Here is a 14533-nt window from a genome sequence, read left to right as displayed (position 1 = left end):
AATATGACAATAAAAAAAAGCGAGACCTAAATCTCGCTTTTTTAACATATAAATATTTTAATCTGTTTATTCTACAGTAACTGATTTTGCTAAGTTACGGGGTTGATCAACATTACAACCTCTCATTACAGCAATGTAGTACGAAAGTAACTGCAAAGGTATAGTTGTAATTAATGGAGACAATGCATCTGAAGTTTCAGGAATCTCAATTACATAATCTGCTAACTCACGAACCTGAGTATCACCTTTAGTAACTACAGCGATAATTTTACCGCTTCTAGATTTAATTTCCTGAATGTTACTTACAATTTTATCGTAGTGACCTTGTTTAGGTGCAATAACGATAACCGGCATATGTTCATCAATTAAAGCAATTGGACCGTGTTTCATTTCAGCTGCAGGATATCCTTCAGCATGAATATAAGAAATCTCTTTAAGCTTTAAAGCTCCTTCTAATGCAACCGGAAAATTATATCCACGACCTAAATATAAACAGTTTGGCGCATCTTTAAAGACTGCAGCAATCTCTTTTGCTCTGTCGTTTGTTTGCAATGCTTCTGCAACTTTTTCAGGGATTATTTCTAACTCCTGTAAATAGGTATGAAAATCAGTATTTGACAAAGTGCCCTTAGCTTTACCTAAACGCAATGCGATCATAGTCAAAACTGTGATTTGAGTTGTAAATGCTTTTGTAGAAGCTACTCCAATTTCCGGTCCTGCGTGTGTATAAGCACCTGCATGACTTTCTCTTGAAATAGAAGATCCAACTACATTACAAACTCCAAAAACAAAAGCACCGTTTTCTTTTGCCAGTTTAATAGCAGCCATAGTATCTGCTGTTTCTCCTGATTGAGAAATTGCGATAACTACGTCATTTTTATTAATAATTGGGTTTCTGTATCTAAATTCAGAAGCATATTCTACTTCAACAGGAATACGTGTAAACTCTTCGAAAATATACTCTGCTACTAAACCTGCATGCCATGAAGTACCACAAGCCACAATAATTATTCTGTCAGCATTAAGAAATTTTTCCAAATTATCCTCAACACCAGCCATTTGAACAATTCCTTCATTTGCATGAAGTCTTCCTCTGTAAGTATCTTTAATTACGCTTGGCTGCTCATAGATTTCTTTAAGCATGAAATGATCATAACCTCCTTTTTCGATTTGCTCCAAATTCATTTGAAGTTCCTGAATATATGGATCTACTAAAGAGTCGTCTTTAATCTTTCTAACTTTAAGAGGTTTATGCAATCTAATATTTGCCATTTCACCATCTTCAAGATAAATCGCATTCGAAGTATATTCGATAAAAGGCGAAGCATCAGAAGCAATAAAATATTCACCTTCTCCAACACCAATCGCTAACGGACTTCCTAATCTTGCAGCAACAATTTCGTTAGGGTTTTTTTTATCAAAAACAGCAATTGCATAAGCTCCTACTACTTGATTTAAAGCAATCTGAACTGCTTTCCCTAATTTTATTCCTTCTTTCTTTTGAACTTCTTCAATTAAGTTTACTAAAACTTCAGTATCAGTATCTGACTTAAAAGTATAACCTCTTTTTATTAATTCTTCTTTAAGCGGAGCATAATTCTCAATTATTCCATTATGAATAATCACCAACTCTCCTGAATTAGAAAGATGCGGATGCGAGTTTACATCATTTGGAACACCATGTGTTGCCCAACGTGTATGCCCTATTCCAATATTTCCGTTTGTAGTAAGATCTTCTTTTGCTTTTTCTTCAAGATCAGAAACCTTACCTTTTGTTTTACAAACTTTTACTCCATTTTCATTATCATATAACATGACACCTGCACTGTCATATCCTCTGTACTCAAGCCGCTTTAATCCTTTTATAACTATAGGATAAGCCTCTCTATGGCCAATGTATCCAACAATTCCACACATATATTATTTATTAATTTGGTTTCGTGTAGTACACTTGCAACTGAAGTCTTTTAGCATAGTTCACATCAGTTGAAGGAATATTTCCTCCAAACAATATTGTACCTAACGGACTCATTACTGAAGCTCGTGGCGCATCTGATATAACATCATTTTTAAGTTTCAATTTACCTGAAGTTATAGTATTTATATCTCCTGTTACTACCAAACCTAATCTGACATTTTTTACAGTTGCATTTTTAATTATATTACGAATATGACTCGTTAATCTAATTTTGTACGTTGTACCTCTTTTCGTAGTAGCATCCACATTGATTATACCACTATAAACAACTTTTGTCATTTTAGAGTCAGCTGTTATACTTGAAGTTCCATCTGTACTGTAATCTAAAATTGGTATACTATTATCTAAATCGTACAAGTAAACTCTTTTTGGCTCGTAGGTATTTTTCATTTTATCCGAATCTATAGAAAAAATTAAATTTGCCTCATTTACCAGCCAGTCATTAGTTCTTAGCTCTGCTAATTTAGCAGCAAATCCGGTAAGCTCAATTACAGCAAGAGAACCCTGGCCTCCCTTTAGATAAAGTCTTTCGTCACCTGCCTTATCATTTCTATTTGCTATTGCGCTTGTATAATCAGGATTTTTATTGTCCTGATACAAACTAGCCTGAGCTCCTGATAAATTAATCACAATAGTTTTATCTTCAGTTGTGGTCTCAGCATCAGTTGTTATTGCTGTTTTTGCTTTATATTTAATTGTAATTTTTGCATTACCAGCTTTGGCAAAATCTAACAATGCCATATTCGAAGCACTGCTTCCAGATTTCTCTACCTTAAAATACAATCCTCTAAAATACTCTTGAAAAAGAGTCGCAGAAGAAAGCTTTGAAGCATCTGCTTTAAGAATTTTATTTAAGAAATAATTTTTATTTAAATTCAAACGCATTTCCGGAGCAACTCTAGTCGTAACATCTTTACCTGCATCATCTTTAGTGACATCTACAATTTCTGAAGAATCAAAAAAGAATTGCTCGTTTTGCAACGGGTTTGCATCATCATTTAATGGTTTACCATTATCAGGATTTACGATTTTATAGCTATCAAAATCAGCATCCTGGTTTGTATAGTACAATTGAGCAAATTGCGAACCTCCTTCTAAATAAGAACTACGCATTTGAACTCCTGACTCATAAACACTTAATTTAATCTTACCGTTCGGGTCTCCATAAATAGAATCTAGAGCATAAACACGGCTTCCGTCAGTATTTGTACTTTTAACATGACTAAAATAAGGAACACTAAGAACTACACTTTGAATTACATTTTCTATTCCGGTAATATCTCCAATAGTTGGTGCATCTGAAGATAGAGCAACCTGAGACACGAAACCAGCAGTAGTTGTACCAAAAGCCTGACTTTCATAAATACCCAAACCATTAAGCGTAAGGCCATTTGACTGAACTGGAGTTACTTCTTGATTATACGCTAAAACATCATATTTTTCAGATTGAAGATTAAAATGATCGTCTCCGATCAAACCATCACCAATCGCATTAAAATCTTTATCGCAAGAATATAAAAGAACAACCGTTGCAACTAATAGAATTTTCTTAATAAAAGAAGTATTATACATGTTTAATAATAAAGTTAAAATTTAAAGACCCATCGTTTTATAGAAATTTGTATACGCTTCAGCGAATGCATCTTTCGTGGCGAAAGGTAAAAAAGGTTTTCCTGAAGATTCTATAAATTTTGTTAAACTTGGGGATACATTTTCTGACGCAATAATTACAGCATCAGAGTGTAATATACTGGCTTTTAATACATTTTCGTAATTTGGCGTTTCTAAATCAGAGATCGCTTCATGCGGAACTCCATCAAATTTCACCTTATTAATCATTTCTAAATCAAGATTTTCATCAAAAGATTGCCCATAAACAGAGGTTACAATTTTTGTCTCAGAAAATAAAGCTTCATTTTTATAATAATGTTTCATGTAAATTGGCAACATTGCTGCCAGCCAGCCATGAACGTGAATGATATCCGGAACCCAATTTAGTTTTTTAACCGTTTCAACAACTCCTTTAGCAAAAAATATTGCTCTTTCGTCGTTATCAGGATATAAAACTCCTTCTTCGTCAGCAAAGGTTGCCTTACGTTTAAAATATTCATCGTTATCAATAAAATAAACCTGAATTCTCTCTTTCGGAATTGAAGCTACCTTGATAATCAACGGCATATCTAAGTCATTCACTACCAAATTCATTCCTGAAAGCCTAATAACTTCATGTAACTGGTGTCTTCTTTCGTTGATATTTCCATATCTTGGCATGAAAATTCTTATCTGGCCTCCTTGATCGTTGATCATTTTTGGAACGTCATAAGACATTAAAGAAACCTCATTTTCAGCCAAATAAGGCACGACTTCAGATGATACATATAATATCCTCTTATCTTTCATAATAGTATTTTACTTAATTTTTGGTAATAAAAACGTTGCAAAATTACAAAAATTTATGCAGTTTATAACTAATATATTATGTTTGCACTAAATTTTAATAATACTGCCATGCATATTTTCTACGGTAAAGTAGCTTTGATAGCCTATTTGAAAACTATCAAAACCACAAATTCAACCATCGGATTTGTACCAACAATGGGCGCTTTACACCAAGGTCATCTGGCGTTAATGCAAAGATCAATCAAAGAAAACGACGATACTGTTGTGAGTATTTTTGTCAATCCAACCCAATTTAACAACCCTGAAGACCTCGAGAAATATCCAAGAACACTTGAAGAAGACGTAAAAAAAATGCGCAATCTAAGTGACAAAATAATTCTTTATGCCCCAACAGTAGACGATATTTACGAAGGTCATACCGTTTCTCAATCTTTTGACTTTGACGGATTAGAAAATCAAATGGAAGGAAAATTCAGACCCGGACATTTTAACGGCGTTGGCACAATCGTAAAAAGGCTATTTGAAATCGTAACTCCAACCAATGCTTACTTTGGCGAAAAAGATTTCCAGCAATTGCAGATCGTAAAAAAGATGGTCGAAAAAACGCATTTACCTGTAAATGTTGTTGGTTGTCCTATATTTAGAGAAGACAATCAATTAGCGATGAGTTCGAGAAATGAGCGATTAACTCCGGAGGAACGAAAAGAAGCAGCTATTATTTATAAAACTTTAACAGAAGCAAAAGAAATTTTTCAAAACAATAGTCCAGAAGAAACTATAAAATTTGTAGAAAATTCTTTCAAAGACAACGAGCGTTTTGACTTAGAATATTTCGTAATTGCTGATGAATCTACATTATTACCTATCGATCATAAAAGTAAAGACAAAAACTACCGTGCATTTATAGCAGTATTTGTTAATTCTATAAGGTTGATTGACACCATTTCATTAAATTAATTTACCTTTGCAACATGCAAATTCAAGTTATAAAATCAAAAATTCATCGTGTAAAAGTAACTGGAGCTGATTTAAATTATATTGGCAGTATTACTATTGATGAAACTTTACTGGAAGCCTCAAACATTATTGAAGGTGAAAAAGTATCTATTGTAAATATCAATAATGGCGAACGTTTTGAAACATACGCTATAAAAGGAGAGAAAAACTCAGGAGAAATCACTCTGAACGGACCTGCCGCAAGAAAAGTTCAAAAAGACGATATCATTATCATTATATCCTATGCAACCCTGGAATTTGAAGAAGCTAAAACCTTCAAACCATGGATCATTTTCCCTAATGAAAACGATAATTCGTTAACATAAGTTTTCCTTTTACACTTTACTATTTGTATTGTTTGTCAAAATCATTTTTTGCACAAACCAGATTTCTTATGCCTTAATCAAATAGGTTTAATCTAATAGTACCATTGCTTTTTTTAAATTCCTACATAAACAAAAAAGCAAATAAAGTATTATATTGCTACACTATTTCAATACTTTTTAATTCACTGAAATGCCCAAATCATGAAAAAAGTTTACTTCCTATTTATTTTAATCTCAATTTCTGCCTTTTCGCAGAAGAAATTCGACAACATTCAATCTGAAAAACTTGGTACAGAAAGAAGAATAACCATAGGACTTCCTGAATCTTACGAAGCTAATCCTGAAAAAAAATATCCTGTTTTATACTTACTCGACGGAGATTATTTATTTGATCCGTTTTCCGGAGCTTTGAGTTACGGTGCATATTGGGGAGATTTACCCGAAGTAATTATAATTGGTGTTCATCAAAATAAAAATGACGAACGCGAAGACGACACAACAATTGATCAAAACACTGGACTTCCGTTCGAAAAAGGAGCAGAATTTTTCGAATTTATTGGTGCCGAATTAGTTCCCTATATCGAAAAAAAATACCGCACAACACCTTTTAGAATTATTGCAGGACATGATGTAACCGCAAGTTTTATCAATTTTTATTTATACAAAGAAAAGCCTCTTTTTAATGCTTACATTTCTTTTAGTCCGGAACTTGCCAATAAAATGGAAGTTAGAATACCGGAGAAATTTGCAAAAGTAACAGAACCATTATTTTACTACTTATCTGCAGCAGACGGAGACAATAAGAAAATCAAAGAACCTATCGAAAAATTAGATAGCAATATTAAAATTGCCAATAATCCGTTAGTAAACTATAAATACGATTTATTTAAAGGTACAACGCATTACACACAGGTTTTACATGCAATTCCAAGCGCTTTGTATCAAATATTTGAGGTTTACAGACCTATAAATTCTGCGGAATACAATAATAAAATTGCCATTCTTGAAACTGGTTATGCGGATTATCTGGAGAACAAATACAATGTAATGTCTAAAGTTATGGGCGTTCAGATTCCGGTTAGAATTAGTGATTTTAAAATCATTGAAACTCTTATTTTGAAAAAGAATGCGTACGACGAATTAGGTAAAATGGCCGAAATTGGAAATGTGAATTATCCAAAAGCCATGTTAGGAGAATATGAATTAGGATTAATGTATGAAAAAATGGGAGATCCTAAAAGAGCTTCTAAAAAATACCAGAATGCCTCACAAATGGAACCAATTGGCGATTTAAACAAAGATTTAATGTACGAGAAAATCGACCAGATGAAAACACTTGAAAAAACTACTAAATAATGTCTAAAGTTAAAACTTCCTTTTTTTGCCAAAACTGCGGAACCCAATATGCCAAATGGCAAGGGCAATGCAATGCCTGCAAGGAATGGAATACTATTGCTGAAGAAATTATTCAGAAGCAGGAAAAAGTGGCATGGAAAAGTGAACCAACTTCCAGCAGCAAAGCACCTCGCCCATTAAAAATTAACGAAATAGATTCTGCTCTGGAGATCAGAATGGATACAACCGATGGCGAATTGAACCGTGTTTTAGGTGGCGGAATTGTTCCCGGATCATTAACGCTTTTGGGCGGTGAACCCGGAATTGGAAAAAGTACACTTTTACTTCAAATCTCATTAAAATTACCTTACAAAACTTTATATGTTTCCGGTGAAGAAAGCCAGAAACAAATAAAAATGCGTGCCGAAAGGATCACGCCAAATAGTGACAATTGTTATATTCTGACGGAAACGAAAACTCAGAATATATTCAAGCAAATTGAAGCAATTCAGCCAGAAATTGTCATTATAGATTCTATCCAGACTTTGCATACGGATTATATTGAATCAACGGCGGGAAGTATTTCTCAAATTAGGGAAACTACTGCTGAATTGATCAAGTTTGCCAAAGAAACCAATATTCCGGTTATTTTAATTGGACATATTACAAAAGACGGAAACATTGCCGGACCAAAGATTCTGGAACATATGGTAGATACCGTTTTGCAGTTTGAAGGTGATAGAAATCACGTGTATAGAATTCTGCGTTCTCTAAAAAACCGTTTTGGTTCTACTGCCGAATTAGGAATTTATGAAATGTTAGGAAGCGGTTTGCGAGAAGTAAGCAATCCATCAGAAATACTAATTTCACACAAAGACGAAGAAATGTCTGGAACTGCAATTGCCACAACCATGGAAGGCATGCGCCCGTTAATGATCGAAATACAATCGCTTGTAAGTACCGCAGTTTACGGAACTCCACAACGAAGTACAACAGGATATAATGCAAAAAGATTAAACATGATTCTGGCTGTTTTAGAAAAAAGAGCCGGATTTCGTTTAGGTGCAAAAGATGTCTTTTTGAATGTCACCGGAGGAATTTCTGTTGATGACCCTGCAATTGACCTTGCCGTTGTTGCCGCCATTTTATCCTCAAACGAAGATATTCCGGTAACAAAAGGTTTCTGTTTTGCAGGCGAAGTAGGACTTTCAGGAGAAATTCGCCCTGTAAATCGTGTTGATCAGCGTATTCAGGAAGCCGAAAAATTAGGCTTCACCACTATCTTTGTATCTAAGTACAACAAAATTGCTTTAAAAAACACCGGAATTAAGATTGAGCTTGTCGCGAAGATTGAAGATGTAGCCGGTATTCTTTTTGGATAATTATGTTATAATTTTACTTTATGAAATTTCCAAAACAAAAAATATTCAAAGCACTAATAATACTTGCAGTAGTATTAATAGTGCTTTTTTTAGGCTTTTACTTTTTCCGTGATTCACTTTTAAAACAAGCAATTGCTAAAGTGACCCATAAAATGAATACGGAATACAACAGCACTTTTTCTGTAAAATCGGCTACGTTCGATGGATTGAACGGAATTAAATTAACCAATGTAATTTTAGTTCCTAAAAATGCTGATACACTTTGTAATATTGAAAAAATTGAAACCAGCGTCAACTTATCCAGTTTATTACTTGGCGATGTCCAGATTGGAACTTTAAAAGTAAACAACGGATACATACAGTTGGTTAAAAAAGGAAATGTCCGCAATTTTGATGCTTTCTTAAAAAAGGATAAAGCCGATACTGATAAAAATGAAAAACGCAAATACGCCACTTTTGCCTATCGCATTATTTCAAAATTATTGAATCTGGTTCCAACAGATATGAGATTGGAAAACCTGAACTTCAAGATTGATGATAATGGCAAAAAAACGTCTGTCGCTGTAAACAAACTGGTTTTAGACAACAAACAACTCGAAACCAGTCTTCATGTTCAAAGCAAAGATTTTGACCAGCGCTGGAACATAAAAGGATTTGCTGACCCAAGAAATAAAAAAGCAGATATTCGTTTCTTTAATTTAGATACCGGAGCGATCCGCGTTCCTTATTTAGACGAACGTTATAACCTAAAAGCAAGTTTTGATTCTATCCGATTAAATGTTCAGAATATAGAAAAAGACGGAAGCGAGTTGCATATTGATGGCTACACATCGATTACTAATTTAAAAATCAATCATCCTAAAATCGCCAGTAAAGATGTAGTTATCAAAAATGCGCGTTTTGATTATCGCTTTTTATTGGGAGATGATTTTATTTCGATCGACAGCACTTCGACGATGCAATTGAACAAAATAAAAGTAAAACCTTATATCTCGTACAGTACAGAAAAAGACACCATTTATACTTTGAAAGTTGACATCCCAAAAATGCAGGCACAAGACTTTATCGTTTCATTGCCTGACGGATTATTTACTCACTTTCAGGGTATGGAAGCAACGGGAAAATTTGAATATAAATTAGATTTTAAATTCAACAAAAACAAACCAAACACTTTAGTTTTTGACAGCAAACTCAACAAAGAAGATTTAAAAATCACTAAATACGGTGAAGCCGACCTTAATAAATTAAATGGTGAATTTGTATATCGCGCCATTATTCAAAACGTGTTGCAACGTCCAGTTTTGGTTGGAAATGGCAATCCTAATTATACGCCTTTAGATCAAATTTCACCTTATTTAAGAAAATGTGTCCTTACAACAGAAGACCCTTCTTTTTTCTCGCATCGCGGATTTATAAATGAAGCTTTCAAACAATCGATCTTAAAGAATATCAGAACTAAAAAATTCTCTCGCGGTGCCAGCACAATTAGCATGCAGTTAATTAAAAATGTTTTCCTAACGCGCGAAAAAACACTTTCACGCAAACTAGAAGAAATTTTATTGGTTTATATCCTCGAAAATAATCGTGTGGTAAGCAAAGAAAGAATGCTTGAAGTTTATTTTAATATCATCGAATGGGGACCAAATGTATACGGAATTGGCGAAGCGAGTCATTTCTACTTTCAAAAAAGTCCATCTAATCTAAGTTTAAATGAATGTTTGTTTCTGGCAACGATTATCCCAAAACCAAGAAAATTCATGTATCAGTTTAACGATCAGGGAAATCTAAAAGACTTTGCAGTACAAAACCAAAAGTTTTTAAGCAACTTAATGTTACGCCGTGGCGTTTTGGTTTCTGAAGATACTATTGGCGGACTTTCTCCGGTTTACATCTCCGGAAATGCGCGTTCGTTAATACGTATTAAAGCTCCGGACTCAACAGCAATTCCAGCAGATTCTTTGGCTATTGGAGAAGAATTTGATTTGTAAATTTTGAACAAAGCATAAAGACAAAAGTTTTACTTTTGATTTTGTTATTTTAACAAACGAGAAATCTCCACAAGTAACTCCGCAACGAGAATCTAATCTTTGTCGAGCTTCTTGTGGAGATTTCTCCTTTGTCGAAATGACATACTTTATGGCTGTATTCTTTTAAAGACTAAAAAAAAATCTGCCAATTTTCTTAAGGAGCCGGATCAGGAATTATTGCCTGAACTGCTGCAATTTCGGTTAAAATTTCCTTTGATAAGAACACATCAATTGTATCGATATTTTCTTTTAATTGTTCCATTGTGGTTGCACCAATAATGGCACTTGTCAAAAACGGTTGTTGCAACACAAATCCCATTGCAAGTTCTGTCAATGTTAAACCGTGTTTTTTAGCAATTTCCTGATACAATCTTGTTGCTTGTGTACATTGATCGCTATTATATCGTGTGTATTGCGGAAAAAGATTAATTCTCGCGTTTGGATGTGCTTCTCCGGTTAAAAACTTACCTGTTAAAACCCCAAAGGCTAAAGGAGAATAAGCTAATAAACCCACATTTTCATACTTAGAAACTTCGGCAGAACCCACTTCAAAAAGACGATTTAATAAATTATACGGATTTTGAACCGTTTTGATTCTTGGCAGGTTTTGATATTTGCTTTCTTCAAGAAAACGCATCATTCCCCACGCATTTTCATTCGAAACACCAATATGTTTGATTTTTCCTTCTTTGATTAATCCATCAAAAGTTTCGAGGACTTCCCTGAAATTATCTTCCCATTGAGATTCATAATCTTTAAAACCGCGTTGCCCGAAGTAATTGGTTTCTCTTTCCGGCCAATGCATTTGATACAAATCGATGTAATCTGTCTGAAGGCGTTTTAAGCTGTTTTCTAAAGCATATTTAATACTTTCAGGAGAGAAATCCACTTTCTCACGCATGTAAGTGAAATTTGGGTTTGGACCTGCAATTTTAGATGCCAAAACTACTTTTTCGCGATTTCCGGTTTTCTTAAACCACGTTCCTATAATTTTCTCCGTGCTTCCATAAGTCGCTTCGTTTGCAGGAACAGAATACATCTCGGCAGTATCAAAAAAATTAATACCTCTTTCGAGTGCATAATCCATTTGCTGATGTCCTTCGGCTTCTGTGTTTTGTTGCCCGAAAGTCATTGTTCCGAGGTTTATTTTACTAACTTTTATATCGGTGTTGGGTAGTGTTGTGTATTTCATTTTTTTTGAGGTTCTAAGTTTCTAACAATCTGAGTCGCTAAGTCTTTTCGAAGCTTTCAGCTTATTATTTATAAAACTCAAATATACGACGGGATTTTTCAAATGAAAATTGTACAAAAGTTAAAAAAAGGATAAGGTTTATTTTTTAAGTTGCTGAGGAACTAAGATTTTAAGTGGCTAAGATTTTGCTCCCTGAAAAATAAAAAAAGCTCAAAGTTTTACTTTGAGCTTTTTTTATTTTAAGCTTATTATAGGGTTTTGAAACGAATTAAAAACCCTAATTACAAAAATTGAATTTTCTTTAATCTGATATAATACTTTATAATTTCTAATTATAATTCTTCGGCAATCAAATCTATATTCATCTAACTGAAATTGTTCAGCAAAAACAATATTATCTGTACAATTAAACAATTCATGTATAATTTTTTCCGCCTTTTCTTTTGACGTGGCTTTCTTTAATGAAATATAAATATCTTTTAAATCTTCTTTTGCATTGTTTGTCCAAAAAATCACAAGTTTATCATCACTCATTATCCCAATTTTCAATTTCTTTTGACAAATCTTCTTTTGAAATTATTCGATTGTACCTAACATCATTTAAGCCCTCTTCAACTTTATTATTATATTCTGATAAAGTTAGAGGATTTCCTTGCACATCATATGAAACTACTTCATTTAAATAGTTATCAAATACGGAAGACACAATTCGCAACACTCTTTCATCGGCAAGATCTAATTGATGACGTATTTTATCTTTTAATTCTGGAAGTCCCATAATTATAGCTTTTTTAAGAGTTTCAAAGTTACAAAAATATAAAATTAAAAAAGGCCCAAAGTTTAAAAACTCTGAGCCTTTGAACCTTAGAAACTCAGTCCCTTAGTTTATACTATTAAGCATTTCGGCGATTTCATCTAATCTTGGTGTTAAGATGATTTCGATTCTGCGGTTTTTTGCTTTTCCTTCGGGAGTTGCATTGCTTGCAAGCGGAGAAAATTCGCTACGTCCTGCTGCTGTTAGTTTTTGTTTATTGATTTTAGCATTTTCGCTTAAAATATTTACAATTGCTGTAGCTCTTTTTGTCGATAAATCCCAGTTGTTTGCAATTGGTCCTGAACCTGCATATGGATCATCATCTGTATGACCTTCGATAAGAACCGAAAGATCCGGATTGTCCCCTAATACTTTCCCTAATTCTACAACGGCTTTTCTACCTTCTACTCCAACGGCCCAGCTTCCTGAGTTAAAAAGCAGTTTGTTTTCCATAGAAACATATACTTTTCCGTTTTTTTGCTCTACTGTCAAACCTTTACCTTCAAAACCGTTTAAGGCTTTAGACAAAGTTTCTTTTAGTTTGCGCATCGCTTCTTCTTTAGCAGCAATCATAGCCTCAAGTTCGTTTAAGCGACTTGCTGTTTTATCAAGACGTGCTTGCTCATCGGCTAATTTTTTAGATTTTGCTTCTAATTGCGCCAGCAATTCACGGTTTTTAGCCATATTGCTTTCTAATGCATCGTTGCTGTTTTTCTCTAATGCATTATAAGAATCCTGCAAGACTTTATATTTTTTTTGCTGCGCTGCAAGATCTGCTTTTTGTTTTTCAAGGTCAGATTTTGTTGCATTTAAATCTTTTGTTAATGCATCGCGATCTAATTCAAGCTGATTTTTTGATTTTTGCAAATCGGCGTTTTGATCTGCGATCGAACGGTTTTCTTTTTTAAGATCTGAATATTTTGTTTCCAGATCGTTGTAAATTTTCTTGGATACGCATGAAGTCATAGACAAGGCTAAAACTAGTAATCCGATGGAGGCCTTTTTAATCATTTTACTTTTTTTATTTATTTGGGGCGGATTAATAACTCAAGAACTTTTTTGTTGAACGGGATTTCTAGCCCAGATAGCAGCGATATCCTTTGCTTGCCTTCTTTAGGCAAGTAAAGATATAGCGGATAGCTGGAAATAGCTCCTAACGCTCTAAGTAAAGTAGCTCTTTATTTTAAACAGCTATTCTCTCAACAAGAACAATACCAAACTTTACTCGATTTCGACTAAAACCGGACAATGATCTGAGTGTACAGCATCCGGAAGAATTACCGCACGTTTTAATCTGTGTTGCAAAGAGTCACTTACCAGATTATAATCGATACGCCATCCTTTGTTGTTTCCTCTGGCACCGGCGCGGTAACTCCACCAGGAATAATGATGTGGGTCTTTGTTGAAATGACGGAAACTATCAACGAAACCAGATTTCATAAAGCCATCAAGCCAGGCACGTTCTGCCGGTAAAAATCCTGAAACGGTTTTGTTGCGAACCGGATCATGAATATCTATCGCTTCGTGGCAAATGTTGTAATCGCCACAGATAATAAGATTTGGAATCGTTAGTTTTAGCTCGTTTACATAGGTTTGAAAGTCATCCATAAACATAAATTTATGATCTAATCTTTCTATATTAGTTCCTGACGGAAGGTATAAACTCATTACAGAACAATCATCAAAATCAACACGAAGGTTACGACCTTCAAAATCCATGTGCTGAATTCCGGTTCCGTAAAACACATTATTGGGTTTTATTTTTGATAAGATAGCCACGCCGCTATATCCTTTTTTGGTTGCCGGATAATAATATTGATACGGATAACCTGCGGCTGTAATATCATTTACCGGAATTTGTTCTTCTGTGGCTTTTATTTCCTGAAGACAAATAACATCAGGATTAGCTTGTTGCAGCCATTCGATAAAGCCTTTAGCTATTGCGGCACGTATTCCGTTTACATTATAAGAAATAATTTTCATCAGCGTTTTTTTTGGATTCCAAATGTAATAAAAATGTGGAAAGTTTGTGTTTGAATCAACGAAAAGTAGACTTTTTTGTTATCTTTGTTCGCTGCTCTAA

13 protein-coding genes are annotated in these 14533 nt (G+C 34.1%); 5 read left to right on the top strand and 8 right to left on the bottom strand.

All coding sequences use genetic code 11. The features are described from left to right. Positions 1-66: 66 nt before the first annotated feature. The 3 genes from glmS to ASF10_RS09550 are packed head-to-tail and all read right to left on the bottom strand — an operon-like array spanning position 67 to position 4378. Positions 67-1917, bottom strand: coding sequence for a glutamine--fructose-6-phosphate transaminase (isomerizing) (glmS, locus tag ASF10_RS09560; protein ID WP_056248175.1), 1851 nt, complete (start codon positions 1915-1917; stop codon positions 67-69). Positions 1918-1927: 10 nt separating this feature from the next. Further along, positions 1928-3550 (bottom strand): DUF4270 domain-containing protein, encoded by a 1623-nt coding sequence (locus ASF10_RS09555; protein WP_056248172.1) that lies wholly within the window; start codon positions 3548-3550, stop codon positions 1928-1930. Between the two features lie 21 nt (positions 3551-3571). Continuing rightward, positions 3572-4378 (bottom strand): glycogen/starch synthase, encoded by an 807-nt coding sequence (locus ASF10_RS09550; RefSeq protein ID WP_056248169.1) that lies wholly within the window; start codon positions 4376-4378, stop codon positions 3572-3574. 78 nt (positions 4379-4456) lie between these two features. Here ASF10_RS09550 and panC point away from each other — a divergent pair, with 78 nt between their 5' ends. From panC to ASF10_RS09525, 5 genes are all read left to right on the top strand, one after another. Then, positions 4457-5335: a pantoate--beta-alanine ligase gene (gene panC, locus ASF10_RS09545; protein ID WP_056248166.1), complete on the top strand. Its 879-nt coding sequence runs from the start codon at positions 4457-4459 to the stop codon at positions 5333-5335. A 14-nt stretch (positions 5336-5349) separates the two neighbouring features. Then, positions 5350-5700: an aspartate 1-decarboxylase gene (gene panD, locus ASF10_RS09540; protein WP_026727479.1), complete on the top strand. Its 351-nt coding sequence runs from the start codon at positions 5350-5352 to the stop codon at positions 5698-5700. A 201-nt stretch (positions 5701-5901) separates the two neighbouring features. Beyond that, positions 5902-7056, top strand: a complete 1155-nt coding sequence (locus tag ASF10_RS09535; RefSeq protein ID WP_056248164.1) for an alpha/beta hydrolase — start codon at positions 5902-5904, stop codon at positions 7054-7056. Beyond that, positions 7056-8417: a DNA repair protein RadA gene (radA, locus tag ASF10_RS09530; protein ID WP_056248161.1), complete on the top strand. Its 1362-nt coding sequence runs from the start codon at positions 7056-7058 to the stop codon at positions 8415-8417. Before ASF10_RS09535 ends, radA begins: the two co-directional genes overlap by 1 nt. A 20-nt stretch (positions 8418-8437) precedes the next feature. After that, positions 8438-10405, top strand: coding sequence for a transglycosylase domain-containing protein (locus tag ASF10_RS09525; RefSeq protein ID WP_056248159.1), 1968 nt, complete (start codon positions 8438-8440; stop codon positions 10403-10405). Positions 10406-10598: 193 nt separating this feature from the next. Here ASF10_RS09525 and ASF10_RS09520 read toward each other — a convergent pair whose 3' ends face one another. From ASF10_RS09520 to ASF10_RS09500, 5 genes are all read right to left on the bottom strand, one after another. Beyond that, a complete protein-coding gene (locus tag ASF10_RS09520; protein ID WP_056248156.1) occupies positions 10599-11636 on the bottom strand; it encodes an aldo/keto reductase in 1038 nt (345 codons plus the stop codon). A gap of 234 nt (positions 11637-11870) precedes the next feature. Beyond that, entirely contained in the window at positions 11871-12170 is a 300-nt protein-coding gene (locus ASF10_RS09515; protein ID WP_056248154.1) for a type II toxin-antitoxin system RelE/ParE family toxin, read from the bottom strand. Continuing rightward, a complete protein-coding gene (locus ASF10_RS09510; protein ID WP_056248151.1) occupies positions 12163-12414 on the bottom strand; it encodes a hypothetical protein in 252 nt (83 codons plus the stop codon). Before ASF10_RS09510 ends, ASF10_RS09515 begins: the two co-directional genes overlap by 8 nt. Before the next feature lie 102 nt (positions 12415-12516). Further along, positions 12517-13461, bottom strand: coding sequence for an OmpA family protein (locus ASF10_RS09505; protein WP_055094204.1), 945 nt, complete (start codon positions 13459-13461; stop codon positions 12517-12519). 210 nt (positions 13462-13671) lie between these two features. Then, a complete protein-coding gene (locus ASF10_RS09500) occupies positions 13672-14433 on the bottom strand; it encodes an exodeoxyribonuclease III (RefSeq protein ID WP_056248149.1) in 762 nt (253 codons plus the stop codon). Between the last annotated feature and the right edge of the window lie 100 nt (positions 14434-14533).

The sequence above is a fragment of the Flavobacterium sp. Leaf82 genome, from assembly GCF_001422725.1.
Classification (GTDB): Bacteria; Bacteroidota; Bacteroidia; order Flavobacteriales; family Flavobacteriaceae; genus Flavobacterium.
This window is presented reverse-complemented; position numbering and strand designations above follow the sequence as displayed.